This is a genomic window from Arthrobacter sp. BGA-UO-ETr-C19 (assembly GCF_059568005.1).
Genome location: NZ_JCAQPC010000018.1, coordinates 277,770 through 302,668, shown reverse-complemented (window position 1 = coordinate 302,668; position 24,899 = coordinate 277,770). Strand labels below are relative to the sequence as shown.

Below are 24,899 nucleotides of genomic sequence, written 5' to 3'. Positions count from 1 at the left end.
TTCACAGCACCCATAGAGTAAGGACGGCGCGATGCCCGGTAAGTCTGAAAACACCCCTGCTGGCCGGCAGGTTTCGGATGCGCCGAGCCCGCGCCGTCTGCTCTCCCGGGAACGGGTCTACAACGGCCGGATCTGGGACGTTGTCAGCGACAGCTTCAAGCTCACCGCCGAGGGCGACCCCCTCGTCCGTGACTACATCGAGCATCCCGGGGCCGTCGCTGTGCTCCCCATGAACGACGACGGCGAGGTGCTGCTGATCAAGCAGTACCGCCACCCGGTGGGCATGGACCTGTGGGAGATTCCCGCGGGTCTGCTCGACGTCGAGGGCGAGGACTTCGTGGTGGGCGCCGGGCGGGAGCTCGCCGAGGAAGCGGACCTGATCGCCAGCGATTGGAACGTCCTGGTGGACTTCTTCAATTCACCCGGATCCTCCAGCGAGGCGATCCGCATCTATCTGGCCCGCGGCCTTACCGAGGTCCCGCATCACGAACTTCACGTCCGCACGGACGAAGAAGCGGAAATCGAGCTGCACTGGATCCCGCTGGAGGATGCCGTTGCGGCGGTGCTGGAGGGACGCCTGCACAACCCGTCCGCCGTCGTCGGAATTCTTGCTGCGGCCGCCGCGAAAGCGGACGGCTTCAGCGGACTGCGGCCGGGCGATGCCCCCTGGCCGGCGCACCCCAGCCAGCGCTGATGTCCACGGACACGGCGGCGCCGGAGGAATCTCCGGACACGGTGGCACCCAAGCTGGCAGATGGCGGGGAAACGGCGCCGCCGGAACGGCCTCGCACCGCGATTGACCGCGGCGTGACCGACTACCTCCAGCACATGGGCGTCGAACGGGGTCTCGCAGCCAACACATTGTCCGCGTACCGCCGCGACCTCGCCCGTTATTCGGCGTACCTAGCCGGGCAGGGCCTCAGCAGCCCGGCTGACATCACCCGCCACCACGTGACGGGCTTTGCCCAGGCGCTCTCCGACGGCGCCGACGGCGGCACTCCGCTGGGGGTGCGGTCTGCGGCGCGGACCGTAGTGGCGGTCCGGGGACTGCACCGCTTTTGGGCGCTGGAAGGGACGACGACGGCGGACCCCGCCAGCGATGTCCACCCGCCAATGCCCGGCAAACGGCTGCCCAAGGCCATCACCGTGGAGGAAGTCACCAGGATCCTGGAAGCCGCCGGTACTGACACCGCCACCGGCCTCCGGGACCGGGCGCTGCTCGAATTCCTGTATTCCACCGGTGCCCGGATCAGTGAAGCCGTAGGCCTGGACGTCGACGATCTCTCGGTGCAGGCGGCCGAATCCGGCCCGGCCATCGTCCGGCTGTTTGGAAAGGGCTCCAAGGAACGTCTCGTGCCGCTCGGTTCATTCGCGGCCCGCGCCCTCGATGCCTACCTGGTGCGGGGCCGCCCCCTGCTCGCGGGAAAGGGCAAGGGCACCCCGGCGCTGTTCCTCAACGCCAGGGGCGGGCGCATCAGCCGGCAGAGCGCCTGGACCATCCTGAAGGCCGCCGCGGACAAGGCCAACATCACCAAGGACGTCTCCCCGCACACGCTCCGGCACTCCTTCGCCACCCACCTGCTCGAAGGCGGAGCGGATGTCCGCGTGGTCCAGGAACTGCTCGGGCATGCCTCGGTGACCACCACGCAGGTGTACACCCTCGTCACCGCCGACACGCTGCGGGAGGTCTACGCCGCTGCGCATCCCCGGGCACTGGGATAATCCCAGCCCAGGGATCGACATGCGGACCGCGCCGGCACCGCTAGGCTGGTCTGCATGACTTCCGTGCCGGTCACCCTTTGCTTCCTGCTACGGGAGCGCCCGGAGTCAGGGCCTGAGGTGCTCCTGGGCCTGAAGAGGACAGGCTTCGGAACGGGCAAGATCGTCGGGCTGGGCGGGCACGTGGAGGCCGGCGAAACCGATGCCCAGGCGGCCTGCCGGGAGGTGCTGGAAGAGGCCGGCGTCGTGGTCTATGAGGAGGACCTGTTCGACGCGGGAAAAGTGGAGTTCATCTTTCCCGCACGCCCTGACTGGAACATGTCCACCCGCCTGTTCACGTCCCGCCGGTGGGCCGGTGAGCCAGTCGAGAGCACCGAGATCATTCCGGAGTGGTTCCGGATTTCCGCCCTTCCACTGGAACGCATGTGGCAGGATGCGGAGCACTGGCTGCCGCTGGCGCTGGCAGGGAACGTCGTCGATGCCGTCATCACCCTGAATGAGGACAACGAGACCGTGGCGTCCGCCGAATATTCTTACCGGGCCGTGTAACCGCCCGTTCCCTGCCGGAAACTAAACGGTTAGCCTGCCTGGTCAGGGACACAACTTCTTACGTTTGGGGGATACGTGGATTCGGAACGCGAACTGGCGTTCATCGCCGTTCACAGGGACAGCTATCCGCGGGTTTACAGATATGTGCGCCGACGGGTGGAATCGCCCGAGCTCGCAGAAGAGCTCGCAGCGGACGTGTTCCGCGTCGTATGGCAAAAATGGTACGACGAGCCGCACGCGGACATCGCCTGGCTGCTGACAGTGGCGCGGAACCTGATTGGAAATGCCTACCGGAGCCGCGACCGATTCGTGGCCCTGCAGGCAAAACTCCGGGCGTCCGCCAGCCTCCGCTCCGGTGCGGAGTCCGAGGACCTGGCAGTCCACGACGCCATGGCCGCGCTGCGCGACAGTGAGCGCGACATCCTGCAATTGGCCTACTGGGACGAGCTGAGCGTGGCGGAGATCGCCGGCGTTCTGCAGTGCACCGAAGCTGCTGCCAAGGTCCGCCTGCACCGTGCCCGGGCCGCCTTCCGCAAACAAATGCCGGTGACCCCGGGGGCGAACAAACACAACTCCGTCACACAGAAGATGGGTGCATGAGATGGATCCGATCAAGAACCTGATTTCCGGGTCAGACCCGCTCCGCAATGATCCTGCCGCGGTGCCCGACGCCGATGCGGCCCTTCGGCGGGTTGCCGCCGGGGCCCCGATGTTCACGGACAGCCTGCCGGCGAAAGTACTGCGGTTCGAGGACCGGAAACGGCGGCGGGCGCGCGTTGCCGGTGTGCTGACCTTGGCTGCGGCGGCGGTGACCGCCGGTGTTCTGGTGGCGACGAACCTTGGTCCGCTGGTATCGGCTCCTGAACCCGCGGGCACCGTAGTACCGTCGCCGTCTGAAACGGCGTCGGCAACACCAACTCCGACGGCTACGCCCTCCGCGACACCGACCGCGACAGCAACGCCGACGCCGACACCGAAGCCAACTCCTCCTGCGGCCGCAGCCACGTGGACCACCTTCACGGACGCCACCGGCCAGGCCACCTTCGAACACCCGCTGGGATGGACGGTGTCCCAGATGCCGCAAACCATCGACGGGGGTTCCTACAACATCGTCGAGGTGAAGAATGCCGCCGGAAAGACCGTGTCCACCCTGGGCTTGGTCTACGACGTCACGGGTGGCCCGGTGTGCCCTGCACCGAAGCCGTACCAGACCCTCGACTCCGTGGTTGTCGACATTTCGCAGAAACCCGCCAAGCTCAGGGAACACCCTCAGGGTCCGTCGGCCTTTGTCTTCCGTGTGATCCAGGGAGACAAGGTCTATGGGTCCCTCGCCCTGGCTGATGGAGATTTGGCTCCTCAGCCCACGACGTGCGGTTTATACAACGGCATCCTCGGCCCGGACAACGTCCCGTTCGCGCATTTTGGCGATACCGTTTGGCTCACGTCCGACGGTCAGGGTGCTCCGCTCACGTTTGACTCGGTTGCCGAGGCCAAAGCCTACATGGCGACGCAAGAGTACCGGGACGTCAAGCGCATGCTGATCTCTCTGGCACTAAAGCCGGTCAATACGGCCACCAGCCCGCGCTTCGTCAGCCAGGACGGGAAGGCCAGTTTCGTCCTCCCGCAGGGCTGGGCCGCGGAGGATGTCCCTGTTGGAACGCCCGAGAAGCAGGGCTCGGGAATCACGGTGTCCGACGAAGCGGGTAGGACCGTGGCGAATTTCCAACACGTCGCTGCCGGTGGCCTCGGGGGTGCGTGCCCGAACGAGAAGTACACCATGACCGAATTGGACACAGGTTCGTCATCCCTCACGGCAGACTGGGCTGTCCAGCGGGGAGTCCGTTTCTCCTACCGCGTCCTGGACCGTACCCCTGCAGGCCAAGGTGTCAGTTATCAGGTGGGGCTGGTGGACAAGGACAGTAGCCCTGTGCAGGACACCTGCCAGCTGATTGCGGTGGTTACTGGCACTCCCCGAGGCATCCTGTCCTTCACGGGCACTGGTGCCGGAAGCAGTGCCAACGGGTCGGCATTCGCCAGCATGGCCGAGGCCAGGGCCTACCTGGAGACTCCGGAGTACAGGAAACTGAAGGCCATGATCCAAAGCCTGAAGATAAACTCCTGACTCGGCAAAAAGGACACAGAAATAAACGACGCCGGGCCGGCCACTCCACAATGGTGACCGGCCCGGCGTCGTACGCGTTACAGGCGTGCGCGTTGAAGAACCGGAACTACGGCACGTGCCGTTCGTCCGGACCGTTGTATGCACTCAGCGGGCGGATGAGCGAGTTCGCGTTCAGCTGCTCCATGAAGTGGGCTGTCCAGCCAGTGATCCGGCTGGCGACGAAGAGCGGCGTGAACATGTTCGTGTCGAAGCCCATGAGGTGGTATGTGGGGCCGGCCGGGTAGTCGAGATTCGGCTTGATGCCCTTGGCCTCATCCATGGCCGATTCGAGCCCGTTGTACAGGCCCAGCAGTTCGGGCCGGCCGAAGTGGGCGATCATCTTGTCGAGGGCCGCCTTCATGGTGGGTACGCGGGAATCACCGTGCTTGTAGACCCGGTGGCCGAAGCCCATGACCTTCTTCTTTTGGGCCAGGGCGTTCTCCATCCATGCCTTGGCGCGGTCGGCGGCCTCCTCGAGCGACTCCTCGGGCCGGATTCCGATCTCGTCGAAGGTGTGCATGACTGCTTCGTTGGCGCCGCCGTGCAGTGGTCCCTTGAGTGCACCGATGGCTCCGGTCACCGCCGAATGGAGGTCCGAAAGCGTGGACATGATGACGCGCCCGGCGAAGGTGGAGGCGTTGAAGGAGTGCTCCGCGTAGAGAATCATGGAGACGTTGAAGGCCTCCACCACCTCGGCAACGGCCTCCTCACCGAACGTCATCCACAGGAAGTTGGCCGAGTAGCCGAGGTCATCCCGGGGCTCCACGGGGTCCTGCCCGCGCCGGCGGCGCTGGTCGTACGCCACCACGGCCGGCATTGCGGCAAACAGGTCCAGGGCCTTTGCCATGTTGGCCTCGCGGGAGGAATCCTCCGCGAGCTCGTGGCGGGCGCCCATCACCGATGCTGCGGTGCGGCAGACATCCATGGGGTGCGCCGTCGTCGGGAGGGCATCAATCACCTGCTTGACCACGGGGTCCAGCGGCCGTCCGGCGCGCTCGCGGGCCGTAAAGTCAGCAAGCTCGCCGGAGGACGGCAGCTCGCCGTTCCACAGGAGGTATGCGACCTCTTCGAAGCTGCGGGTGGCGGCGAGCTCCTGGACGGGGTAGCCGCGGTACAGCAGTGAGTTCGTTTCGGGATTGACCTTTGAGACCGCGGTGTAGTCCACCACCACGCCGTCGAGGCCTTTCTTGATCTCTTCTTCAGCCATGCTGAACTCCTTCGTTCCTTGCGTCCGATTACCGGCCGGACCGGCCGGTGGTCCTGCGGGGATTTGGGCGTCAGTCCGTTCCGGGGATCCGGAAGTTGAAGACGCCGGTGTCAAAGCGGTTGTAGGCCTCGTAATCCACCAGGTCATACAGCCGCGCGCGCGTCAGCATGCTCCCTACCTGTGCCTCCTGCGTTCCGTCAGCCTTGATTGAGTCCAGCGTACGCTCAGCTGCCCCCATGGCACTACGGAGCAGGGTCACCGGATAAATCACCATGTTCACGCCCACGGCCTGCAGCTGGTCGACGGTGAAGAGGTCGCTTTTGCCGAACTCGGTCATGTTGGCCAGGATCGGCACGTCCACGGCGTCCCGGATGGCCTGGAATTCCTCCAGCGTGGCCATGGCTTCCGGGAAGATCGCGTCGGCGCCGGCCTCGACGAGGGCCTTTGCCCGCTCCTTTGCTGCGTTCAGTCCTTCCACGGCGCGGATGTCGGTGCGGGCCATGATGAGGAAGTTCGGGTCCCTCCTCGCGTCGGCTGCGGCGCGGATGCGTTTGGTGGCGGTGTCAAGGTCCACGACGTTTTTGCCGTCGAGGTGGCCGCAGCGTTTGGGGTTGAACTGGTCCTCGATGTGGCAGCCGGCGAGCCCGGCGTTTTCGAGTTCCTGGACGGACCGTGCCACATTCATGGGTTCGCCGAAGCCGGTGTCGGCGTCCACGATGGCGGGCAGGTCGGTCATCCGGGCGATCTGTCCTGCCCGGGTGGCCACCTCCGTCAGGGTGGTGAGGCCGATGTCGGGCAGGCCGAGGTCATTGGCGAGGACGGCGCCGGAGATGTAGACCCCGGCGAAGCCCTTCTCTTCGATCAGCCGGGTGGAGAGGGGGTTGAACGCTCCGGGGAACTGCTGGATGGTTCCGGAAGCCAGCAGTTGCCTGAGCTTCAGGCGTTTCTGCTCCGGCGTGGTCTTTGCGTACAGCATCTAGAACAGCCCCTTGGGCGCGGCGCTGAAGTCGATGACGCCGGGGGCCGCTGCGATGTTGAGCTGGTCCAGTTCGCCTGCGGCCAGTTCCGGGAGGCGTTCGACGGCGGAGAGGAACCTTTCGATTTCATCCTCCGTCACGAGTCCGGAAGCCAGTGTGCGGAACTTGTTGACGTACTGCTCGCGGGTGAACGGGCGGGCGCCGAGGGGGTGGGCGTCGGCCACGGCGATCTGGTCCCGGATGACGGTGCCGTCGGTGAGGGTGATTTCCACGGAGCCGCCGAAGGCTTTCTCGGAGATGTCCAGGGAGTGGTAGCGGCGGGTCCACTCGGGGTCTTCCACGGTGGATACCTTCTGCCACAGCTCCACCGTGTCAGCCCGGGCGGCGCGTTCGGGGGAGTAGGAGTCCACGTGGTGCCAGGACCCGTCCTGCAGCGCGACCGTGAAGATGTACGGGATGGAGTGGTCCAGGGTCTCCCGGCTGGCGGTGGGGCTGTACTTCTGCGGATCGTTGGCGCCGGAGCCGATGACGTAGTGGGTGTGGTGGCTGGTTTTGATCAGGACGGATTTCACGTTCGCCGGATCGGTGGCCTCGGGGTGTTCCCTGTTCAGTTTGCGGGCGAGGTCGATCCAGGCCTGGGCCTGGTATTCGGCGGAGTGTTCCTTGGTGTAGGTGTCCAGGATGGCGCGCTTGGCCTCACCGGGAGTGGGGAGCGGGACCTGGTAGGAGGCGTCCGGGCCGTCCAGCAGCCAGGCGATGACGCCGTCCTCGCCCTCGTAGATGGGAACGGGGGAGGTCTGGCCGCGCATGGACCTGTCCACCGCTTCGACGGCCATCTTGCCGGCGAAGGCCGGGGCGTGGGCCTTCCAGGTGGAGATCTCGCCCTTGCGGGATTGGCGGGTGGCGGTGGTGGTGTGCAGGGCCTGGCCGACAGACTGGAAGATGGTCTCCACATCCAGTCCGAGAAGCGTGCCGATGCCGGCGGCTGCCGCGGGGCCGAGGTGGGCGACGTGGTCGATCTTGTGCTTGTGCAGGCAGATCGCCTTCACCAGGTTCACCTGGATCTCATAGCCGGTGGCGATGCCGCGGATCAGGTCTTTGCCGCTGGAGCCCACGTGCTGGGCGACGGCCAGGATCGGGGGAATGTTGTCGCCGGGGTGTGAGTAGTCCGCGGCGAGGAAGGTGTCGTGGTAGTCCAGTTCGCGGACGGCAACGCCGTTGGCCCACGCTGCCCACTCCGGGGAGACCCGTTCGCCGATGCCGAAGACCTTGGCTCCCTTGCCGCCGGTGGAAGGGCCATGAGTGAGGGCCTGTGCCCGGGCCGCGACGATGGGGGCGCGGTTCAGCGAGGCGACGGCCACGGAGGCGTTGTCGATGATCCGGTTGATGACCATGTCCGTGACGTCGTCGGAAACGGCCACCGGGTCGGCTGCCACCACGGCGATCTTGTGGGCGAGCTGCTGTTCGCGCGGGAGGTTTTCCTCACTCTTGTAGACGCGGACGTGGTGTTCCTTAACCATGGGACTCCTTCTGGGCGGATGTGTGGACGGCTTTGACGTGGGAAAGACTGCGGTGCAGGTGGACGGTGGTGGCCGCCTCGGCCAGCCGGGGGTTGCCGGCCGCTATCGCTTCGGCGATTGCAGCATGTTCTGCCGCGGCCGCCGTGAGACGGGCCTGGTCGTCAGCGGCCAGCCTGCGGACCCGGACCAGGTGGACGCGCAGGCTTCGCATGGCCTGGGCGAGGTACGAGTTGGAGATGGCAGCGTCGATGGCAGCATCCAGGCGGCCGACGAGTTCGTAGTAGTCGTGGCGGGTGGGATCGGCGCCGCTGATGAGTGCAGGGGCTGCCTGCAGTTCTTCCTGCAGGCCCCGGAAGACGTCGGCGTCGCCGCGCTGGGCCGCCAATGCGGCAGCTCTCCCCTCAAGGGTTTCGCGCAGCTCAAACAGTTCGTCGATGTCGTCCAGCGAGATATCGGTGACGACGACGCCGCGGCCGCCCGCCGTCGTCAGGCCTTCCGACGTGAGCCGGCTCAATGCCTCTCGGAGCGGCGTCCGGGAGATTCCCAGCCTGGCGGACTGCTCCACTTCTGCGAGTACCGTGCCGGGGAGGAGGCGCCATTCGATGATGTCATCACGCAATGCCGCGTAGGCCCTGTCGCTCGCGCGCATGCCGCCTCCTTTGCTCAGCTCGATCTAACTTGAGTGTATACATGGAAGGCGAGTTTGCCTAGGTGTGAGCCAGTTTTTAGTGTTGAAAGGACGGTTATGTATACATAAGCCAGAGCCTGCGCCTATAAGCGTGGGGTGCAATAAAGGAGGCATTTTCTGCTGATCTGCTGATTGGATACTGGGTGGATAAGCCGGACCCATGACCAGCCGCTCAGGCGTTTTTGTCACACCCCCCTGTCATGCTTTGGGTATGGATGGCAGGGCAGTTGTGGAGACGTGGGAGGGCGTTGAGTCCTGCGTTGCTGTGCTGGCCGTTTTGTCCGTGGGGCCGCCGGGACTGACGGTGTTGATCCTCGTGAGGGTCTGGATCCAGCTGCGGGTGATCCGCTGCGGGATCGGGCGGATGCGTGTTTGGACGGTTTGGCTGAGTTGGGCAGGTTGGAGGCCCGGCTGGCGGCTCTGAAGGTGCGTTTGGCCGCGGGGTACTCCACCTTGGATGAGGCTTTGGCCGTTCCGGCCAGTTCGCCCCAGGCGGGCACGGCGCGGGAGATGTCCGTCACTGCTGAGGTCGCCGGTGCCCTGACCGTGAGCGAACGCAGCGCCGGTGCGCTGCTGTGTGAGGCCCACACCCTGACCACCGAGCGGCCGGTGACGCTTACCGCGCTGGGGTCAGGGCGGATTTCGTTTCAGCACGCTCGGGTGATGTGTGATGAAACAGCCAACCTGGAGCCCGCCGCGGCGGCGGCCCTGGAAGCCCACTTCCTCGACCCGGAAACTCCGGGGTTTGCCCGGGGCTGTTTTGCCGGGGAGCTGGTGCCGGGCAGGTTCCGGGCCAAGGCACGGTATTGGCGGGAACGGCACCACCCGGTCAGCATCGAAACCCGCCACACCAAGAGTGCGAAGGACCGGCGGCTGGAGTATATACCGGACCGGGACGGCATGGCCTGGCTATCGGCCTATCTGCCCGCGGACCAGGCCGCCGGGATCTGGGACCGCGCCACCGCCGCCGCCCGGGCCCTGCAGGGCCCGGCAGAACCCAGGACCCTGACCCAGCTCCGGGCGGATGTGGCCGCCGGCTGGCTGCTCACGCCCGCCCAGGGGGTCGACGGAGCGGCCTCAGGCTCCCTACCCGCAGGTTCTGCCCCGGTCGGTGATGTGCCGTCTCCACGGGCTCAGGTCCTGGTCACGGTTCCGGTGTTCTCACTGCTCGGACAGACGGAGGAGCCGGCCACGCTGGACGGGTACGGGCCGATCCCGCCGTCGATGGCCCGCCGGCTCGTCGCCGACGGCGGTGGATCGTTCCTGCGGGTGCTGACCGACCCGCGGGACGGGGCGCCGCTGGAGATCGGACGCACCAGCTACCGACTGACGAAGCCGATGCGCCAATGGCTGCGGCTCCGGGACGCGCGCTGCACGTTCCCGAGCTGTAACAACCACTCCCTGGACAACGACGCCGACCACATCCTGGCCTGGGCCCACGGCGGCGGCACCGGCGCCACCAACCTTGGCCAGCCTTGCCGCAAGCACCACCGCCTGAAACACACCTCGGCGTGGAGACCGGTCGGCGCGACCCGGGAGAGCCCGCCGGCCTGGATTTCACCCGCGGGACGGTCCTACCCGGCGGAACAACAGGACTGGGAACCACCCACCTGGCCCGAACCACCACCCGATCAGGACTGGTGGGACGAGCCCGGCGACCTCGGGGGCCTTGAGCCACCGCTGCCATTGGACCCCTGGCCCGACTGGTCCTCACCCGCGGCCGCCTAAGGGCGCGTCTCCCATTTACAAAGGTCCCCGTTAGGCTCAGGCGCGGGACCAGCGGTACTCGTTCTCGGGACGGCCCGGAGCCCCGTACCGCGCCGTCCGGGACACCGTACCGGCGTCGGCGAGGTACTCGAGGTACCGCCGCGCAGTTACCCTCGACATGCCCAGGGCAGTCATGACTTCGGTGGCCGAGACGGCACCGGGCTGTTCCTTGATAAAGTCGCGGACGGCGTCGAGCGTTGAAGGGGCCAGGCCCTTCGGCAGCGGAAGCTCGGACGGTGCCCGCAGGCTGGCGAAGGCCTGGTCCACATCGCTCTGCGATGCCGCTGCCTTCGCCGACCCCGCCTCCGGTCCCGCCAGCTGTTCACGGAACTGCCGGTAGCTCTCCAGCTTGTCCGCGAACGTCGCGTAAGTGAACGGTTTGATGAGGTACTGCACGACGCCGATGGAGACGGCGCTGCGGACAATCGCCAGCTCCCGAACAGCTGTAATGGCAATGATGTCGGCGAAGTGCCCGGCGGAGCGCATCCGCCGGGCGATGTCGAGGCCATGCAGGTCCGGCAGGTTCATGTCCAGCAGAACCAGCTCCACCGGGCTGCTGGCGGCGGAGAACTCGGTGAGCATCCGGAGCGCCGACTGGCCGTCCGGAGCCGTGCCCGCCAGCGTGAAGCCGTCCACCCTGCCCACGTAGGCGGCATGTGCCGCAGCTGCGACGGGCTCATCCTCGACGACGAGGACTCGGATGTCTGTCACGTGTGCTCCTCCGGGAGGCTCGATGTGGCCGTGCTTGACGGGAATGTGCTTGACGGGAATGTGCCTGACGGCAAGGTGCCAGGCGGAAAGGTGTCTGGGGGCAATGAATTGGCAGCGCTGCTGGCCGGGAGTGCGATGCGGAAGCGCGCCCCGCCGGTGCTGGAGTTGCTGATGGTCATGGTACCGGCCAGGCGCTGGACGGCCTGTTTCACCAGTGCAAGGCCGAGGCCCCGCCCGAACGGCCCGGCCGTCTTGGTGCTGAAACCGTAGCGGAATACGTCGTCCACAGCTGTTGGGTCTATGCCTTTGCCGGTGTCCTGCACTGTTATTTCCAGGCTGCCGCTCGAAGTGTCCACCAGCAGCTCCACCCGCCTGGGTGCGGGAGCCTCGGCAGCGGCGTCGATGGCATTGTCCAGCAGATTGCCGAGCACCGTGACGAGGTCCTGTACAGCCAGCTCTCCGCCGAGGGGCGGTCCGGACGCTTCGACCACGAGCTCCACGCCGCGCTCGTGGGCCTCGGCCGCCTTGCCCATGACCAGGGCGCTCAGCACCGGCTCCTGGACCGAACCGATCACGTCGTCCGTCAGCTGCTGGCTCAGCTCGAGGTCCTTCGTGGCAAAATCCAGGGCCTCATCAGTCCGGCCCAGTTCCATCAGGGAGACCATAGTGTGAAGCCGGTTTGCATGCTCGTGGGTCTGCGCCCGGAGGGCATCGGAGAGCGTCCGCATGCTCTCGAGCTCCGTTCCCAGGGATTCGATCTCCGTGCGGTCGCGGATGGTGGCCACGGTGCCGAACACCGGGCCGCGCTGCCGGCCGGCGGATGTTCCCGGTCCCACTGCAGGGCGCTGGTTAACCACCAGTACGCCGTCATGGGTGAGGTGGATTTCGTCGTGGGCCGTGCGCCCCGATTCAAAAAGACTCTTCAGACTTGGGGCCAGGGGCAGGTCCGCCAGCAGCGGGGTGGCAGCATGGTCGTCCTCCGCTTCCCGCGGTTCCAGGCCCAGCAGTTCGGCCGCCTGGTCGTTGTAGATCACCACCCTTCCGGCCGGGTCTATCAGGACAACACCTTCCCGGACCGAGTGGAGCACTGATTCGTAGTAGGCGAAGAGCTGGGCCAGCTGCTCGGGTCCCCACCCCCTGGTAACGCGGCGCAGGTAGCGGCCAAGAAACCATGACGCCAGCGATCCGCCTGCCAGCAGGGATCCGGATACAGCCAGCAGCGCCGGCAGCCTGCCGGACACGGCCACGTCCACCGTGTTGACAGTCACGCCGGCCGCCACAAGCGCGCGGACCCCACCGCGGGCGTCCTTCACCGGGGCAATCGTCCGCACCGACGGCCCGAGCGTTCCGGCGGTGATTTCGGTGAACACACGGCCCTCGAGAGCCTGTTCGATCGAGCCGATGTAGGGGCGCCCCAGCTCCTCGTCCAGAGGGTGGGTCCACCGCGTCCGGTCCGGCGCCATGATGGTGATGAAGTCCGCCCCGGAGTCGGCCATGACCTTCAGCGCGTAGGGCTGGAGCTGTGCCGAGGGATTTCCGGTGCCGGCGGCCTGCAGGACAAGAGGGTTATCGGCGATGGACGTCGCCAGGGCCCCCATCCGGCGGCCGGCCTCCTCGTAGGCATGGTCCCGGGCGTCCACGAAGACGGCAGTCCCGACTATGGCCGTCAGGGCCAGCATGAACAGCAGGTTCGCCACGAACAGCCGCCTCGCGATGCTCCAGCGGTGGATCATCAACACCTCCCATGACCAATATGAACGCAACGGTGAGCCAAGTCACTCTGTGGCGAATGATGGAAATCACAAAGGACCGACGCGCAGAGCCCAGAGATTGTGCCGAAGCGTCTTCCAGATTATCCATAAGGAGAGACAAGATGGCTTCTCAACGAGGAGAGTCGGCAGCGCCGGCCAAAGCCGAGCGTAAGGGACTCGACAAGTCCCATTACCTGTATATCGCGGTTATCGCCGCGGTCATTCTCGGCGCTCTGGTGGGACTGCTGTTCCCCGAGGTCGGAAAATCACTCAAGCCCCTCGGTGACGGCTTCATCAAGCTGATCAAGATGATGATCGCCCCGGTCATTTTCTGCACCATCGTGCTGGGCATCGGCTCCATCGCCAAGGCGGCCACCGTCGGCAAGGTCGGCGGACTGGCACTGGGCTACTTCGTAGTCATGTCCACCTTCGCCCTGGCGATCGGCCTCGTCGTCGGCAACATCATCCACCCGGGTGAAGGGCTGGAGCTCGCGCCGTACGACCCCAACAAGAAGGCAGCCACGGACAGCACCGTTGACTTCCTCCTGGGCATCATTCCCGGAGACATTCCGGTGCTTCCCACCCTGCTGGCCGCCATCCTCGTCGGCTTCGCGCTGCAGAGGATGGGCCCCCAGGGCGCGCCGATCCTGAAGGCGATCGGCCACGGCCAGGCCCTGGTCTTCCGCATCCTGATCATGATCATGTGGCTTGCCCCGTTGGGTGCCTTCGGTGCCATCGCCGCCGTCGTTGGCGCCACCGGCTTCCAGGCCATCGTGAGTATGTTCACCCTGATGATCGCGTTCTACATCACCTGTGCGCTGTTCATCGTCGTCATCCTCGGCGGCCTGCTGCAGGTTGTCACCGGTGTGAACATCTTCAAGCTGATGAGGTACCTGGCCCGCGAATACCTGCTGATCTTCTCGACGTCGTCCTCCGAAGCCGCGCTGCCCCGCCTCATCGCCAAGATGGAGCACCTGGGCGTCTCCAAGCCGGTTGTCGGCGTGACGGTCCCCACCGGCTACTCCTTCAACCTGGACGGCACGGCCATCTACCTGACCATGGCATCGCTCTTCGTGGCTAACGCCATGGGGACCCCTCTGGACCTCGGCGCGCAGATCTCCCTGCTGATCTTCATGATCATCGCGTCCAAGGGCGCGGCCGGCGTCACCGGTGCGGGCCTGGCCACGCTGGCTGCCGGCCTGCAGGCCCACCGGCCCGAACTCCTGGGCGGCGTCGGCATGATCGTTGGCATCGACCGCTTCATGTCCGAGGCCCGTGCGCTGACCAACTTCACCGGCAACGCCGTCGCCACCCTGCTGGTCGGCACCTGGGTCAAGGAGGTCGACGGCGAACAGGTCAACCGGGTGCTGTCCGGCGAGGAACCGTTCGACGAGCAGACCATGGTGGCGCACCACCGTGGCCTGGGCGAGACCGCCGAGCCCGCTGTACCTGCCAAGGCATAAGGTCTAAGGCCTCCGGCACCATACAACTGGAGCGAAACCGCCCGCACAGGCCCGGCCTGTGCGGGCGGTTTCTTGCCGTCCAACACCAACCTTCGACTTCAGGTACAAGGTAAAGGCTCAAACGCCATCAAAAGTCAAGGTCCATAAAATGCCGTGTCGGGCGCTGTAGCCTTGGGGTGGAAGTAGCAGGGGCGCTGGCAGACAGCGGCAAAAAATCACCGTCATCGAAAGTGTGGATTGATACGTGAGCAGCGAACAGGGTTCAGCAACTCTGGAAGGCACGGAACTTGACCTGGAAGACGCCGTCATGGGTCCCACAGGCCGCCCCCACCGCGATTTTCCGGAGCCCGCGCCGCTGTCCTCCCATGGACCGGCCCGCGTCATAGCCATGGTTAACCAGAAGGGCGGGGTGGGCAAGACCACCTCGACCATCAACCTTGCCGCAGCGCTGGCCGAATACGGCCGACGCGTGCTCCTTGTGGACTTCGACCCACAGGGTGCACTGTCCGCCGGGCTCGGTGTCAACCCCCATGAACTCGATCTGACCGTCTACAACGTCCTGATGGACCGCAAGATCGACATCCGCGAAGCAATCCACCAGACCGGCGTGGAGAACGTGGACCTGCTGCCCGCCAACATCGACCTCTCCGCGGCTGAAGTGCAGCTGGTCAACGAGGTGGCCCGCGAGCAGGTCCTCGACCGGGCACTGAAGAAGGTCGAGGACGAGTACGACGTCGTGCTCATCGACTGCCAGCCTTCCCTCGGCCTGCTCACGGTCAACGCCCTGACCGCGGCCCACGGCGTGATCATTCCATTGATCTGCGAGTTCTTTGCCCTGCGCGCGGTGGCCCTGCTGGTCGAAACCATCGACAAGGTCCAAGACCGCCTCAACCCGCGGCTGCAGGTGGACGGCGTGCTGGCCACGATGTACGACGCCCGCACGCTGCACAGCCGCGAGGTCATCAGCCGCCTGGTGGAAGCCTTCGGGGACAAGGTCTTCGAAACCGTCATCAAGCGCTCCATCAAGTTCGCCGACGCCACCGTGGCCGCCGAGCCCATCACGAGCTACGCCGGAAGCCATATTGGTGCCGATGCCTACCGCCGCCTCGCCAAGGAATTGATTTCGCGCGGCGGCGCGCCCTAGCCCGCATGACCGCAGAGCCGGCAGCGCCCCCCGCCGAGGCCAGGCGGTCCGGCTTCGAAGTACGCCTGGCCAACTTCAGCGGCCCGTTCGACCTCCTGCTGGGGCTGATCTCCAAACACCAGCTGGACATCACCGAGGTGGCGCTTGCCACGGTCACCGACGAGTTCATCCGGTACATCCGGAACCTCCAGGAGCTGGGGGAGGAGTGGGCCCTTGACGAGGCGAGTGAGTTCCTCGTCATCGCGGCCACGCTGCTGGACCTGAAGGCAGCGCGCCTGCTGCCCGCAGGCGAGGTGGAGGACGACGACGACGTCGCACTCCTCGAGGCACGTGACCTTCTCTTTGCCCGGCTGCTGCAGTACAAAGCCTTCAAACAGGTCGCCGCGCTGATGGACGCCACACTGGAACTGGAGTCCCGGCGCTATCCACGGCAGGTTGCCCTCGAGGAACACTTCGCCGCGATGCTGCCGGAGCTCGTCTGGAAGCACAGCCCCGAACAGTTCGCGGCGCTGGCCGAGGCCGCGCTCAAGCCCAAGGCCCCGGCGCCGACGGAGGTCGGTGTGGCCCACCTGCACGGCGGCACGGTGAGCGTTCGCGAGCAGGCAGAGTTGATCGGCCTGCGGCTGCAGGACGGCCGGCCCCTGACATTCCGGGCCCTGATCGCCGACGCCGAATCCACGCTGGTTGTGGTGGCGCGCTTCCTGGCGCTCCTGGAACTGTTCAGGGACCAGGTGGTGGCCTTCGACCAGGTGGCGCCGCTTGGCGACCTGACCGTGCGCTGGACAGCGGCCGGCGGCGGATGGACCGGGGAGCACCTGAGCGAGGAATACGAGGAGTGGCAATGACGGATTCAATGGCAGGCCGGGAACGCGCCGCGCTTGAGGCGGTACTGATGGTGCTGGATGAGCCCACTTCCGCCACCGACCTCGCGGCAGGACTCAACCTGACGGTGCCCGCCGTCGAGGCGCTGCTGCTGGACCTGCAGCGTGATTATGACGGCTATACTGTTAAAGCCCCGGATATGGAAACTGGCAGTAATCGACCTGAGCATGAAGTCGCTTCCAGCCCCCGGGGTTTTGAATTGCGGAATGTCGCCGGGGGCTGGCGCATCTACTCGCGGGCCGAATTCGCCGACGTCGTCGGTACTTTCGTCCTGGAAGGGCAGACAGCCAGGCTGACCCAGGCGGCGCTCGAGACACTCGCCGTCATCGCTTACCGGCAGCCGGTGTCCAGGGCAAGGGTGTCTGCAATTCGCGGAGTCAACGTGGACTCTGTTGTGCGGACGCTGACCCAGCGCGGGCTGGTCGAGGATGCCGGAACAGATCCGGAATCGGGCGCTGTCCTGTACCGCACGACGTCGTATTTCCTTGAGCGCATGGGAATCGGCTCGGTGGCTGAGTTGCCTCAGCTTTCACCGCACCTTCCGGGGCTTGAAGGAATCGAAGAGTTCTACGACGCCGGAAGAATGTAGGCGGCACGCCTGCGAAGCAGTTTTTACCAGGGCAGATTTAATCTGCACGGCTGGCTAGTGTTGTCTTTGGACAATCTTTGCCGGTCAAAAATCACAGAGGACGGGTCATGACACAGGCGGGACGCCAGGGTTCACCACGTAACAGCTCCGGACGTAAAGGTCCGGAGCGCAACGCGCCGCGCGGCGCAGCAGCACAGGCCCGCGGGGCGGGCGCCGGGAAGCGTGACTTCCCCAAGGGCGGCGACCGCCCGTTCGGCGACCGCACCTACAAGGCGAAGCCACGCGAGGAGCGCTTCGTCGATCCGGACGAGGCGCCAGCCGGCCGCCGGCCCGCAGGCGACTGGAAGCCGGGCTCCAAGGCCCCCGCGTCCAGGACCGGTGCACCCAAGGCCGGCGCACGCAAGGCCGCCGCTGCCCGGAAGCCCGGAGCGAACAAGGCCCCCGGCACCCCGGGCGCGCTGAAGCCCAAGTCGGGCGCCCCCAAGGCAGCGGGTTCGCGTGCCTTCGGCAGCGAACGCTTCGGCCAGAGCCTCGGGCCGGTCCGCCGGCCCTCCCGCTCGCGCGGTCCCCGCGCCGAGGTGCCGCAGTCCGAAGTCCACGACGCCGACGGCGTCCGCCTGCAGAAGGTCATGGCCTCCGCCGGCGTCGCCTCCCGCCGCGTCTGCGAAGAGATGATCGCCGAGGGCCGTGTGGAGGTCGACGGCAAGGTCGTGACCGAGCTCGGCGTGCGCGTCGACCCCAAGACCGCCGTTATCCACGTGGACGGCCTGCGCATTCAGCTCGATGACACCCTGGTCTACATGGTGTTCAACAAGCCCAAGGGCGTGGTCTCCACCATGGAGGACCCCGAAGGCCGGCCGTGCATCAGCGACTACATCCGCAACAACCAAGGTGAACGGCTCTTCCATGTCGGGCGCCTGGACGTTGCCACCGAAGGCCTGCTGCTGCTGACCAACGACGGCGAGCTGGCCAACCGGCTGACCCACCCGTCCTACGAGGTCCCCAAGACCTACCTGGTCCAGGTCCGCGGGCCGTTCCCGCAGGGCATCGGCGCACAGCTCAAGGACGGTATCGAACTCGAGGACGGCTTCGCGTCGGTCGACTCCTTCCGGCTGGTGGACTCTACCCCCGGCCACGTGCTGATCGAAGTGGTCCTGCACTCCGGCAAGAACCGCATTGTCCGGCGCCTGTTCGACGCCGTCGGTTTCCCGGTGCTGCGCCTGGTGCGCGTCAAGGTAGGCCCCATCGGTCTGGGCGACCAGCGCCAGGGAAGCATCCGCAACCTCGGCAAGCAGGAAGTCGGCCACCTGCTGGCATCCGTGGGGCTGTAAGGGATGTCGGCTTTCCGTACGCACGGCCGCGGACACCTGAACGGCCCGGTCGTCGTTATAGGCACGGGCCTGCTCGGCACCAGCATCGGTCTCGGCCTGCGCGGCCGTGGCCTTGCTGTCTACCTGTCCGATCCTTCGCCCACCAACCAGGCAGTCGCCGTTGACATCGGCGCCGGCCTCCCGCTGGCCGCCCTGGGGGACGAAAGTCCTGAACTGGTGGTTGTCGCATCGCCGCCGGACGTAACTGCGGACGTTGTGGAACGTGCACTTGCAGACTATCCGGACGCCACCGTCATCGACATCGCCAGCGTCAAAGCGGCGATCCTGCATGACCTGCGCAGCCGCGGCGCGGACCTCAGCCGTTACGTTGGTACCCATCCCATGGCCGGACGCGAGAAATCCGGGCCCGTCGCCGCCCGGGGCGAGCTCTTCACCTCCATGCCGTGGGTGGTATGCCCGACCGGGGAATCCTCGCCCGGAGCGGTCCAGGCTGCGCGGGCGCTGGCCACCGACCTCGGTGCCGTCGTTTCGCAGTTCACGGCCGAGGAACATGACGGGGCCGTGGCCCTGGTGTCCCATCTGCCGCAGGTGATGTCCTCGCTGCTGGCGACCCGTCTGCAGGACACGCCGCTGCACGCCCTGTCTCTTGCGGGGAACGGGCTGCGCGACACCACCCGCATCGCAGCCAGCGACCCTACGCTCTGGGTCCAGATCCTAGGTGCGAATGCCGCCAAGGTGGTGGAGATCCTTTACGGTGTGCGCGAAGACCTCAACCGGCTGATCGGAACCCTGGAAGACCCCGCCGCCGCCGGAGCCCGTCTGGACCTGGCCCAGCTGATGAGCGAAGGCAATGCCGGGCAGGCACGGATTCCGGGAAAGCACGGCGGACCGCCGCAGGCATATTCCTGGCTCACGGTGCTCGTGGACGACCGGCCCGGCCAGATCGCCAGGCTGCTGACCGAGATCGGTGAGATTGGCGTCAACCTCGAAGATCTCCGCCTGGACCACTCCTCAGGGCAGAATGTGGGCATGGTGGAGATCTCCGTGCTGCCGAGCGCGCACGACCTCCTTGTAGAAGCACTAAGCGACCGTGGATGGCGGGTACTGCAGTAATGACACAGGAACTGACCGAAACTTTGCCTGCCCTCCGGCTGGGCCGCCCGCTCGTGGTGGCCATCGACGGGCCGTCCGGCTCGGGAAAGTCCAGCGTCAGCAAGGAAGTGGCCCGCCGCCTCAGCCTCGCCTACCTGGACACGGGCGCCATGTACCGGGCCCTCACCTGGTACTGCCTCGACCGCGGAACAGACCTCGCCGATGCCTCCGCCGTCGAGCTGGCTGCCGAAGAACTGCCGCTGGACATCAGCACCAGCCCGCACACCGAGTATGTGCGGGTCGACGGCACCGACGTTACCGACGCCATCAGGGAACCGGCCATCTCCTCGGCCGTCAGTGCCGTCGCCACCACGCTCGGTGCCCGGACCGAACTCATCCGCCGCCAGCGCTCCCTGATCGAAAAGCACAACCGCCGCATGGTGGTGGAGGGCCGGGACATCACCACCGTCGTCGCCCCCGCTGCCCAGGTCCGCATGCTTCTGACCGCCAGCGAGGAGGCGCGGCTCCGCCGCCGCGGCATCCAGCTCGGCGGAACGCAAAGCGCCGAGCAGCTGGCTGCCCAGGTGACCCAGCGGGACGCGAAGGACTCCACGGTGGTGAACTTCACCCAGGCGGCGGACGGCGTGGTGACGCTGGATTCGTCGGAGCTGGATTTCGAGGAAACCGTGTCAGCCGCGCTGCGCATCGTCACGAAGGTCATCAACCATGAGTGATTCCGCCAGGATGCCGGGGACTGCAGTTCCTGGCAGCTGGACCATGGCCTGGAGCCGGCCCGTCGGCAGGTTCCTGAACACCATCGTCTACCGCACATCCGTGACCGGGCGCTCCAACGTTCCGGCCGCGGGGCCAGTGATCTTCGCAGGAAACCACATCAGCTTCCTCGACGGACCCGTCATGTTCGGCGCCTCGCCCCGTCCCATGCACATCCTTGTTAAGAAGGAGATGTTCAAGGGCTTCCTTGGCCGCGTACTGAAGGCGTCCGGCCAGCTTCCGGTTGACCGGGCAGGGGACCGCTCGGTCCTGCAGCTCAGCAAGGACGTGCTCGACGCCGGCCGCTGCGTCGGCATCCTGCCCGAGGGAACCCGGGGGAGCGGCACCGCAGCCGGCATCAGCAACGGGGTGGCCTGGCTCGCCCTGAATTCCGACGCCGTCGTGGTGCCCGTGGCCATCCTTGGCACGCGGCAAGGCGGCGAACACCTGGACAGCATCCCGAAACCGGGCCGCAGGCTGCACGTCAGCTTTGGCCAGCCCCTGGCTCTCGGCCGGAAACCGGATGAAACCGGGCGTGCTTCAATGGACAGGGCGGCTACGGAAATCCGTAACACTCTCGCCGCGCATGTCCGCGACACTGTCCGGCTCAGCGGGCTGTCATTGCCCTCCGCGGATCATCCGCACCAACGTTCAACAGCAGTAGCCGGGCCGCCGGCAGACCACCATTAAGGAAAGTGCAATGAGCGATACGACTCAAACTTCCGGCCACTCCGGCGCCGGCGAAGACGAATACACGCCCACCGGCACGGACCAGGTGGCTGAACATCTGGCAGCCATGGACGACGAGGAGGCGGAGCTTCGTGCCGCTTCCCTCCGCGCCGGACTGGACGACTACGACCTCGACGAGGAAGACGCAGCGCTCCTGAGCGGCCTGCACGACGAGGACGAGCTTGAGGGCCCGCTCAAACTGGACCCCGTGCTCGCCATCATCGGCCGCCCGAACGTGGGCAAGTCAACCCTCGTCAACCGCATCCTCGGCCGCCGCGAGGCGGTCGTGGAGGACACCCCCGGCGTGACGCGCGACCGCGTGATGTACTCGGCGAACTGGAACGGCCGGAACTTCACCCTGGTGGACACCGGCGGCTGGGAGCACGATGCCCGCGGCATCCACGCCCGGGTGGCGGAACAGGCCGAAATGGCAGTGGAACTGGCTGACGCCGTGCTGTTCGTCGTCGACTCGGCCGTGGGCGCAACCGCCACCGACGAGGCCGTCATGAAGATGCTCCGCCGGAGCAAGAAGCCTGTCATCCTCGTGGCCAACAAGGTGGACGACTTTGCACAGGAAGCAGACTCGGCAGTCCTGTGGGGCCTGGGCTTCGGCGAGCCGTACCCCGTCTCCGCGCTGCACGGCCGCGGCGTCGCCGACCTGCTGGACCACGTCATGGACACCCTGCCGGAGTTCTCCACTGTCGAGGGCGTTGAACGCTCCGGTGGTCCGCGCCGGATCGCCCTCATCGGGCGCCCCAACGTCGGCAAGTCCTCCCTGCTGAACAAGCTTGCCGGCTCCGAACGTGTGGTGGTGGACAACACTGCCGGCACCACGCGCGACCCGGTTGACGAATTCATCGAGCTCGGCGGCCAGACCTGGCGCTTCGTGGACACGGCCGGCATCCGCCGACGTCAGCACATGGCACAGGGCGCCGATTTCTATGCCTCCCTCCGGACCCAGAGCGCGCTGGAAAAGGCGGAGGTCGCCGTCGTTCTTCTGGCTGTTGACGAGGTGCTTAGCGAACAGGATGTCCGCATCCTCCAGCTGACCATCGAATCCGGACGCGCCCTGGTCCTGGCGTTCAACAAGTGGGACCTGCTGGACGACGAACGCCGGACGTACCTGGAGCGCGAAATCGAACAGGACCTGGCCCACGTAGCATGGGCGCCGCGGGTCAACATCTCGGCCAAGACCGGGTGGCACAAGGACCGCCTGGTGCCGGCGCTGGAACTGGCGCTGGAAAACTGGGACAGGCGCATTCCGACCGGACGGCTCAACGCCTTCCTGGGCGAGCTGGTGGCGGCCCACCCGCACCCGGTCCGCGGCGGCAAGCAGCCCCGCATCCTCTTCGGCACGCAGGCCTCCAGCCGGCCCCCGAAGTTCGTCCTGTTCACCACGGGATTCCTGGACCCGGGCTACCGCCGCTTCATCACCCGCCGCCTGCGGGAAACCTTTGGCTTCGAGGGAACGCCCATCGAAGTCAGCATGCGTGTGCGTGAAAAGCGTGGCAAGAAGCGTTAATTACGACACACCGGGCGGCGAATGCCGGAAAGTGTCACTGGCACCCTCCGGAATCGTGTAAGCTCTTCTAGGTGGTTCGGCCGGACTGCTTAGGTGAAATTCTTCGGAATCATCACTGAAGCGGAGAACGGCGGAACTGACGGGCTGTAGCGCAGCTTGGTAGCGCACTTGACTGGGGGTCAAGGGGTCGCAGGTTCAAATCCTGTCAGCCCGACCACAACAAAACCCCGCCAACCCAACTGGGTTGGCGGGGTTTTTTGTTGCCCGCCCGACGGCGGCACGCGCTACTTGAGGAAGCGGGACGTTCTGCGGTCGGCCAGGATTTTGCCATTTGTCTGGCAGGTGGGGCAGTACTGCAGCGCAGTGTCCGCGAAGGACACCTCCCGGACCGTGTCGCCGCATACCGGGCAGGGCTGGCCGGCGCGGCCATGCACATTCATTCCGCCCCGTTTCGCATCCTTGAGGTCGGCGGGCGGTTTCCCCTGGGCCTGGGCCACTGCCGCTCCCAGGACGGTGTGGATGGCGTCGAACAGGATCCCGACCTTCGCCGGCTCCAGTGAATTGGCCATGGCGAACGGGGAGATTTTCGCCGCGTGCAGGATTTCGTCGCTGTACGCATTGCCGATGCCGGCAATGACACGCTGGCTCCGCAGGACACCCTTGATCTGGTGCGGGTGCCCGGCGAGGATCTCGGTGAACATCTCCCGGCTGAACGCGGGGATCAGCGGATCCGGGCCGAGTTCGGCGATGCCGGGAACGTCGCCTGGCCTTGATACCACGTAGATGGCCAGGCCCTTTTTGGTGCCGGCCTCGGTCAGGTCGATGCCCATCTTCCCGCCGTCCACCCCGGCAAAGTGCAGGCGGGCTGCGATGGGTCCCTTGCCCGGCCGGAGCGGATCGGGCGAGGGTTTTTCGGTGAAACGGACCCAGCCCGCCCTGGCGAGGTGGAAGACAAAATGCAGGCCGTCGGCGTCGATGCTGACGAACTTCCCGAACCGCTCCACGCCAGTGATGGTTCGGCCTGACAGGGCCGTGTAGGGCGGGTCGGCCGTCTTGAGGACCGCCACGGACAGGATCTGCAGCTTCTCCAGCACCGCGCCGCGCAGCCGCGTGTCGAGGAACGTGCTCAGTGCGGCCACCTCGGGTAGTTCCGGCATGGCACCACTTTGCCACAAGGAATGCCTGATTGGGCGGTTCCCGCGGGGGCATCATGGCACATCCGGCGGCCGGGGAGTTGTGCATATACTTTCAACCGGTGGCTGTTCCCTACGCCTCCGTTGACATTGGTGATTGACCCGATGAAAGGCCCCTGATGAGCAACATTCCCTCTGATCTGTCCTACACCGCCGAACACGAATGGGTGACTGCACCGAATTCGGATGGCGTAGTCCGCGTGGGGATCACCGACTTCGCCCAGGACGCCCTCGGGGACGTCGTCTACGCCCAGATGCCTGAAGTCGGCACCACTGTTAAGGCAAACGACGTCGTGGGTGAGGTCGAATCCACCAAGAGCGTCAGCGACATTTACGCGCCTGTATCCGGCGAGATCGTGGCCCGCAACGAGGCACTCGACAGCGATTCAGCACTCATCAACTCCGATCCGTACGGCGACGGCTGGCTCATCGAAGTAAAGCTCGCCGAACCTGATGCCGTGGATTCCCTGCTCAGTGCATCGGAGTACGAACAACAGGTAGGCTAAAGCTAACCGGTCCCGCTGCCGGCCACAGGAGTCCAGCAATGGAGTCCAACGGCCGGGCGGCGGGCGGCATACCGGAGCTGCCAGGCAGTTCCGGACGGTACGCGTTGATTGCAGGGGGACATCTGCAACGAAGGAGGAGGAATCCATGGTTGGCGGCGAACGGAACCACACCAACGGCGATTACGGCACGGGTGCGGGCAGGGCCTCGGAAACCACCTCGATCAACCTCACTCCGGTCCATGACGAGCCAACGATCGTACCTAAGCTCTCCCCGGAGGAACGCTCTGCCGTAGAGGCACTGCCCTCCGGCTCCGCACTGCTCGTGGCCCACAGCGGGCCGAACTCGGGTGCCCGATTCCTGCTTGACTCCGATGTCACCACGGCCGGGCGGCACCCGGATGCTGACATCTTCCTCGACGACGTGACGGTCTCGCGCCGCCACGTCGAGTTCCGGCGCACACCGCGGAGCTTCGAGGTGGTAGACACCGGAAGCCTGAACGGCACCTACGTCAACCATGACCGCGTGGACAGCGTGGAACTGAGGTCCGGAAACGAAGTCCAAATTGGCAAGTTCCGTCTCACCTTCTACCTGAGCCCTGCCCGCGCAGCAGGACGCGTCTGATTCGG

The 24,899-nt window shown here is 66.1% G+C and carries 24 protein-coding genes and 1 tRNA gene; 18 read left to right on the top strand and 7 right to left on the bottom strand.

Annotated features, from left to right (window positions below; translation table 11 throughout):
* Positions 1-31 precede the first annotated feature (31 nt).
* The 5 genes from AC57BR_RS11355 (at position 32) to AC57BR_RS11335 (ending at position 4,390) form a co-directional block, all read left to right on the top strand.
* On the top strand, positions 32-694 hold the full coding sequence (locus tag AC57BR_RS11355) for an NUDIX domain-containing protein (RefSeq protein WP_496360521.1): 663 nt from the start codon (positions 32-34) through the stop codon (positions 692-694).
* Positions 694-1,722: a site-specific tyrosine recombinase XerD gene (xerD, locus tag AC57BR_RS11350; protein WP_496360519.1), complete on the top strand. Its 1,029-nt coding sequence runs from the start codon at positions 694-696 to the stop codon at positions 1,720-1,722. The genes AC57BR_RS11355 and xerD overlap by 1 nt, the downstream gene beginning before the upstream one ends.
* Positions 1,723-1,776: 54 nt before the next feature.
* Complete coding sequence (locus AC57BR_RS11345) at positions 1,777-2,268, top strand: 8-oxo-dGTP diphosphatase (RefSeq protein WP_496360517.1); 492 nt, start codon at positions 1,777-1,779, stop codon at positions 2,266-2,268.
* A 75-nt stretch (positions 2,269-2,343) separates the two neighbouring features.
* Positions 2,344-2,868: an RNA polymerase sigma factor gene (locus AC57BR_RS11340; RefSeq protein WP_496360515.1), complete on the top strand. Its 525-nt coding sequence runs from the start codon at positions 2,344-2,346 to the stop codon at positions 2,866-2,868.
* Between the two features lies 1 nt (position 2,869).
* Entirely contained in the window at positions 2,870-4,390 is a 1,521-nt protein-coding gene (locus AC57BR_RS11335; protein ID WP_496360513.1) for a hypothetical protein, read from the top strand.
* Between the two features lie 106 nt (positions 4,391-4,496).
* Here the strand turns inward: AC57BR_RS11335 and AC57BR_RS11330 are convergent, their stop codons facing one another.
* From AC57BR_RS11330 to AC57BR_RS11315, 4 genes are all read right to left on the bottom strand, one after another.
* Complete coding sequence (locus AC57BR_RS11330) at positions 4,497-5,636, bottom strand: bifunctional 2-methylcitrate synthase/citrate synthase (RefSeq protein ID WP_496360511.1); 1,140 nt, start codon at positions 5,634-5,636, stop codon at positions 4,497-4,499.
* 70 nt (positions 5,637-5,706) lie between these two features.
* A complete protein-coding gene (gene prpB, locus AC57BR_RS11325; RefSeq protein ID WP_496360509.1) occupies positions 5,707-6,612 on the bottom strand; it encodes a methylisocitrate lyase in 906 nt (301 codons plus the stop codon).
* Positions 6,613-8,133: an MmgE/PrpD family protein gene (locus tag AC57BR_RS11320; RefSeq protein ID WP_496360507.1), complete on the bottom strand. Its 1,521-nt coding sequence runs from the start codon at positions 8,131-8,133 to the stop codon at positions 6,613-6,615.
* On the bottom strand, positions 8,126-8,782 hold the full coding sequence (locus AC57BR_RS11315) for a GntR family transcriptional regulator (protein WP_496360505.1): 657 nt from the start codon (positions 8,780-8,782) through the stop codon (positions 8,126-8,128). Before AC57BR_RS11315 ends, AC57BR_RS11320 begins: the two co-directional genes overlap by 8 nt.
* A gap of 294 nt (positions 8,783-9,076) precedes the next feature.
* On the opposite strand from AC57BR_RS11315, the gene AC57BR_RS11310 reads away from it, so the two are divergent.
* Positions 9,077-10,549, top strand: a complete 1,473-nt coding sequence (locus tag AC57BR_RS11310) for an HNH endonuclease signature motif containing protein (protein ID WP_496360560.1) — start codon at positions 9,077-9,079, stop codon at positions 10,547-10,549.
* Positions 10,550-10,585: 36 nt separating this feature from the next.
* On the opposite strand, the gene AC57BR_RS11305 is transcribed toward AC57BR_RS11310, so the two are convergent.
* Together AC57BR_RS11305 and AC57BR_RS11300 are read right to left on the bottom strand one after the other, a co-directional pair.
* Positions 10,586-11,299 (bottom strand): response regulator, encoded by a 714-nt coding sequence (locus AC57BR_RS11305; protein WP_003801835.1) that lies wholly within the window; start codon positions 11,297-11,299, stop codon positions 10,586-10,588.
* The gene (locus AC57BR_RS11300) at positions 11,296-13,032 is read right to left on the bottom strand and encodes a sensor histidine kinase (protein WP_496360503.1); all 1,737 of its coding nucleotides are present in this window, start codon (positions 13,030-13,032) and stop codon (positions 11,296-11,298) included. The genes AC57BR_RS11305 and AC57BR_RS11300 overlap by 4 nt, the downstream gene beginning before the upstream one ends.
* Before the next feature lie 140 nt (positions 13,033-13,172).
* Here AC57BR_RS11300 and AC57BR_RS11295 point away from each other — a divergent pair, with 140 nt between their 5' ends.
* From AC57BR_RS11295 to AC57BR_RS11250, 10 genes are all read left to right on the top strand, one after another.
* On the top strand, positions 13,173-14,513 hold the full coding sequence (locus AC57BR_RS11295) for a cation:dicarboxylate symporter family transporter (protein WP_496360501.1): 1,341 nt from the start codon (positions 13,173-13,175) through the stop codon (positions 14,511-14,513).
* A gap of 244 nt (positions 14,514-14,757) precedes the next feature.
* A complete protein-coding gene (locus tag AC57BR_RS11290; RefSeq protein WP_496360499.1) occupies positions 14,758-15,657 on the top strand; it encodes a ParA family protein in 900 nt (299 codons plus the stop codon).
* 5 nt (positions 15,658-15,662) lie between these two features.
* Positions 15,663-16,502 (top strand): segregation and condensation protein A, encoded by an 840-nt coding sequence (locus AC57BR_RS11285; protein WP_496360497.1) that lies wholly within the window; start codon positions 15,663-15,665, stop codon positions 16,500-16,502.
* A complete protein-coding gene (gene scpB, locus AC57BR_RS11280; protein ID WP_496360495.1) occupies positions 16,499-17,128 on the top strand; it encodes an SMC-Scp complex subunit ScpB in 630 nt (209 codons plus the stop codon). The genes AC57BR_RS11285 and scpB overlap by 4 nt, the downstream gene beginning before the upstream one ends.
* Before the next feature lie 107 nt (positions 17,129-17,235).
* Positions 17,236-18,459, top strand: a complete 1,224-nt coding sequence (locus AC57BR_RS11275) for a pseudouridine synthase (RefSeq protein ID WP_496360493.1) — start codon at positions 17,236-17,238, stop codon at positions 18,457-18,459.
* A 3-nt stretch (positions 18,460-18,462) separates the two neighbouring features.
* On the top strand, positions 18,463-19,572 hold the full coding sequence (locus AC57BR_RS11270; RefSeq protein ID WP_496360491.1) for a prephenate dehydrogenase: 1,110 nt from the start codon (positions 18,463-18,465) through the stop codon (positions 19,570-19,572).
* Positions 19,572-20,285 carry a (d)CMP kinase gene (gene cmk, locus AC57BR_RS11265; RefSeq protein WP_496360489.1) on the top strand — a complete coding sequence of 238 codons (714 nt, stop codon included), beginning with the start codon at positions 19,572-19,574 and terminating at the stop codon, positions 20,283-20,285. Before AC57BR_RS11270 ends, cmk begins: the two co-directional genes overlap by 1 nt.
* A gap of 43 nt (positions 20,286-20,328) precedes the next feature.
* On the top strand, positions 20,329-21,012 hold the full coding sequence (locus AC57BR_RS11260; RefSeq protein ID WP_496360558.1) for a lysophospholipid acyltransferase family protein: 684 nt from the start codon (positions 20,329-20,331) through the stop codon (positions 21,010-21,012).
* A gap of 10 nt (positions 21,013-21,022) precedes the next feature.
* Positions 21,023-22,573, top strand: coding sequence for a ribosome biogenesis GTPase Der (der, locus tag AC57BR_RS11255; RefSeq protein ID WP_496360487.1), 1,551 nt, complete (start codon positions 21,023-21,025; stop codon positions 22,571-22,573).
* A 140-nt stretch (positions 22,574-22,713) separates the two neighbouring features.
* Positions 22,714-22,790 (top strand) — tRNA-Pro (locus AC57BR_RS11250).
* A 67-nt stretch (positions 22,791-22,857) separates the two neighbouring features.
* On the opposite strand, the gene AC57BR_RS11245 is transcribed toward AC57BR_RS11250, so the two are convergent.
* Positions 22,858-23,730 carry an Fpg/Nei family DNA glycosylase gene (locus AC57BR_RS11245; RefSeq protein ID WP_496360485.1) on the bottom strand — a complete coding sequence of 291 codons (873 nt, stop codon included), beginning with the start codon at positions 23,728-23,730 and terminating at the stop codon, positions 22,858-22,860.
* Positions 23,731-23,885: 155 nt separating this feature from the next.
* Between AC57BR_RS11245 and gcvH the strand changes: the two genes are divergently transcribed.
* Together gcvH and AC57BR_RS11235 are read left to right on the top strand one after the other, a co-directional pair.
* Positions 23,886-24,272 (top strand): glycine cleavage system protein GcvH, encoded by a 387-nt coding sequence (gene gcvH / locus AC57BR_RS11240; protein ID WP_496360483.1) that lies wholly within the window; start codon positions 23,886-23,888, stop codon positions 24,270-24,272.
* Between the two features lie 145 nt (positions 24,273-24,417).
* Positions 24,418-24,894, top strand: a complete 477-nt coding sequence (locus AC57BR_RS11235; RefSeq protein WP_496360481.1) for an FHA domain-containing protein — start codon at positions 24,418-24,420, stop codon at positions 24,892-24,894.
* The last annotated feature ends 5 nt before the right edge of the window (positions 24,895-24,899 follow it).

Excerpts from the sequence above, each read along its gene's own strand:
- AC57BR_RS11355 (WP_496360521.1), top strand. The coding sequence starts at position 32 with ATGCCCGGTAAGTCTGAAAACACCCCTGCTGGCCGGCAGGTTTCGGAT.
- xerD (WP_496360519.1), top strand. The coding sequence starts at position 694 with ATGTCCACGGACACGGCGGCGCCGGAGGAATCTCCGGACACGGTGGCA.
- AC57BR_RS11345 (WP_496360517.1), top strand. The coding sequence starts at position 1,777 with ATGACTTCCGTGCCGGTCACCCTTTGCTTCCTGCTACGGGAGCGCCCG.
- AC57BR_RS11335 (WP_496360513.1), top strand. The coding sequence starts at position 2,870 with ATGGATCCGATCAAGAACCTGATTTCCGGGTCAGACCCGCTCCGCAAT.
- AC57BR_RS11330 (WP_496360511.1), bottom strand. The coding sequence starts at position 5,636 with ATGGCTGAAGAAGAGATCAAGAAAGGCCTCGACGGCGTGGTGGTGGAC.
- prpB (WP_496360509.1), bottom strand. The coding sequence starts at position 6,612 with ATGCTGTACGCAAAGACCACGCCGGAGCAGAAACGCCTGAAGCTCAGG.
- AC57BR_RS11320 (WP_496360507.1), bottom strand. The coding sequence starts at position 8,133 with ATGGTTAAGGAACACCACGTCCGCGTCTACAAGAGTGAGGAAAACCTC.
- AC57BR_RS11315 (WP_496360505.1), bottom strand. The coding sequence starts at position 8,782 with ATGCGCGCGAGCGACAGGGCCTACGCGGCATTGCGTGATGACATCATC.
- AC57BR_RS11300 (WP_496360503.1), bottom strand. The coding sequence starts at position 13,032 with ATGATCCACCGCTGGAGCATCGCGAGGCGGCTGTTCGTGGCGAACCTG.
- AC57BR_RS11295 (WP_496360501.1), top strand. The coding sequence starts at position 13,173 with ATGGCTTCTCAACGAGGAGAGTCGGCAGCGCCGGCCAAAGCCGAGCGT.
- AC57BR_RS11285 (WP_496360497.1), top strand. The coding sequence starts at position 15,663 with ATGACCGCAGAGCCGGCAGCGCCCCCCGCCGAGGCCAGGCGGTCCGGC.
- scpB (WP_496360495.1), top strand. The coding sequence starts at position 16,499 with ATGACGGATTCAATGGCAGGCCGGGAACGCGCCGCGCTTGAGGCGGTA.
- AC57BR_RS11275 (WP_496360493.1), top strand. The coding sequence starts at position 17,236 with ATGACACAGGCGGGACGCCAGGGTTCACCACGTAACAGCTCCGGACGT.
- AC57BR_RS11270 (WP_496360491.1), top strand. The coding sequence starts at position 18,463 with ATGTCGGCTTTCCGTACGCACGGCCGCGGACACCTGAACGGCCCGGTC.
- cmk (WP_496360489.1), top strand. The coding sequence starts at position 19,572 with ATGACACAGGAACTGACCGAAACTTTGCCTGCCCTCCGGCTGGGCCGC.
- AC57BR_RS11260 (WP_496360558.1), top strand. The coding sequence starts at position 20,329 with ATGGCCTGGAGCCGGCCCGTCGGCAGGTTCCTGAACACCATCGTCTAC.
- der (WP_496360487.1), top strand. The coding sequence starts at position 21,023 with ATGAGCGATACGACTCAAACTTCCGGCCACTCCGGCGCCGGCGAAGAC.
- AC57BR_RS11245 (WP_496360485.1), bottom strand. The coding sequence starts at position 23,730 with ATGCCGGAACTACCCGAGGTGGCCGCACTGAGCACGTTCCTCGACACG.
- gcvH (WP_496360483.1), top strand. The coding sequence starts at position 23,886 with ATGAGCAACATTCCCTCTGATCTGTCCTACACCGCCGAACACGAATGG.
- AC57BR_RS11235 (WP_496360481.1), top strand. The coding sequence starts at position 24,418 with ATGGTTGGCGGCGAACGGAACCACACCAACGGCGATTACGGCACGGGT.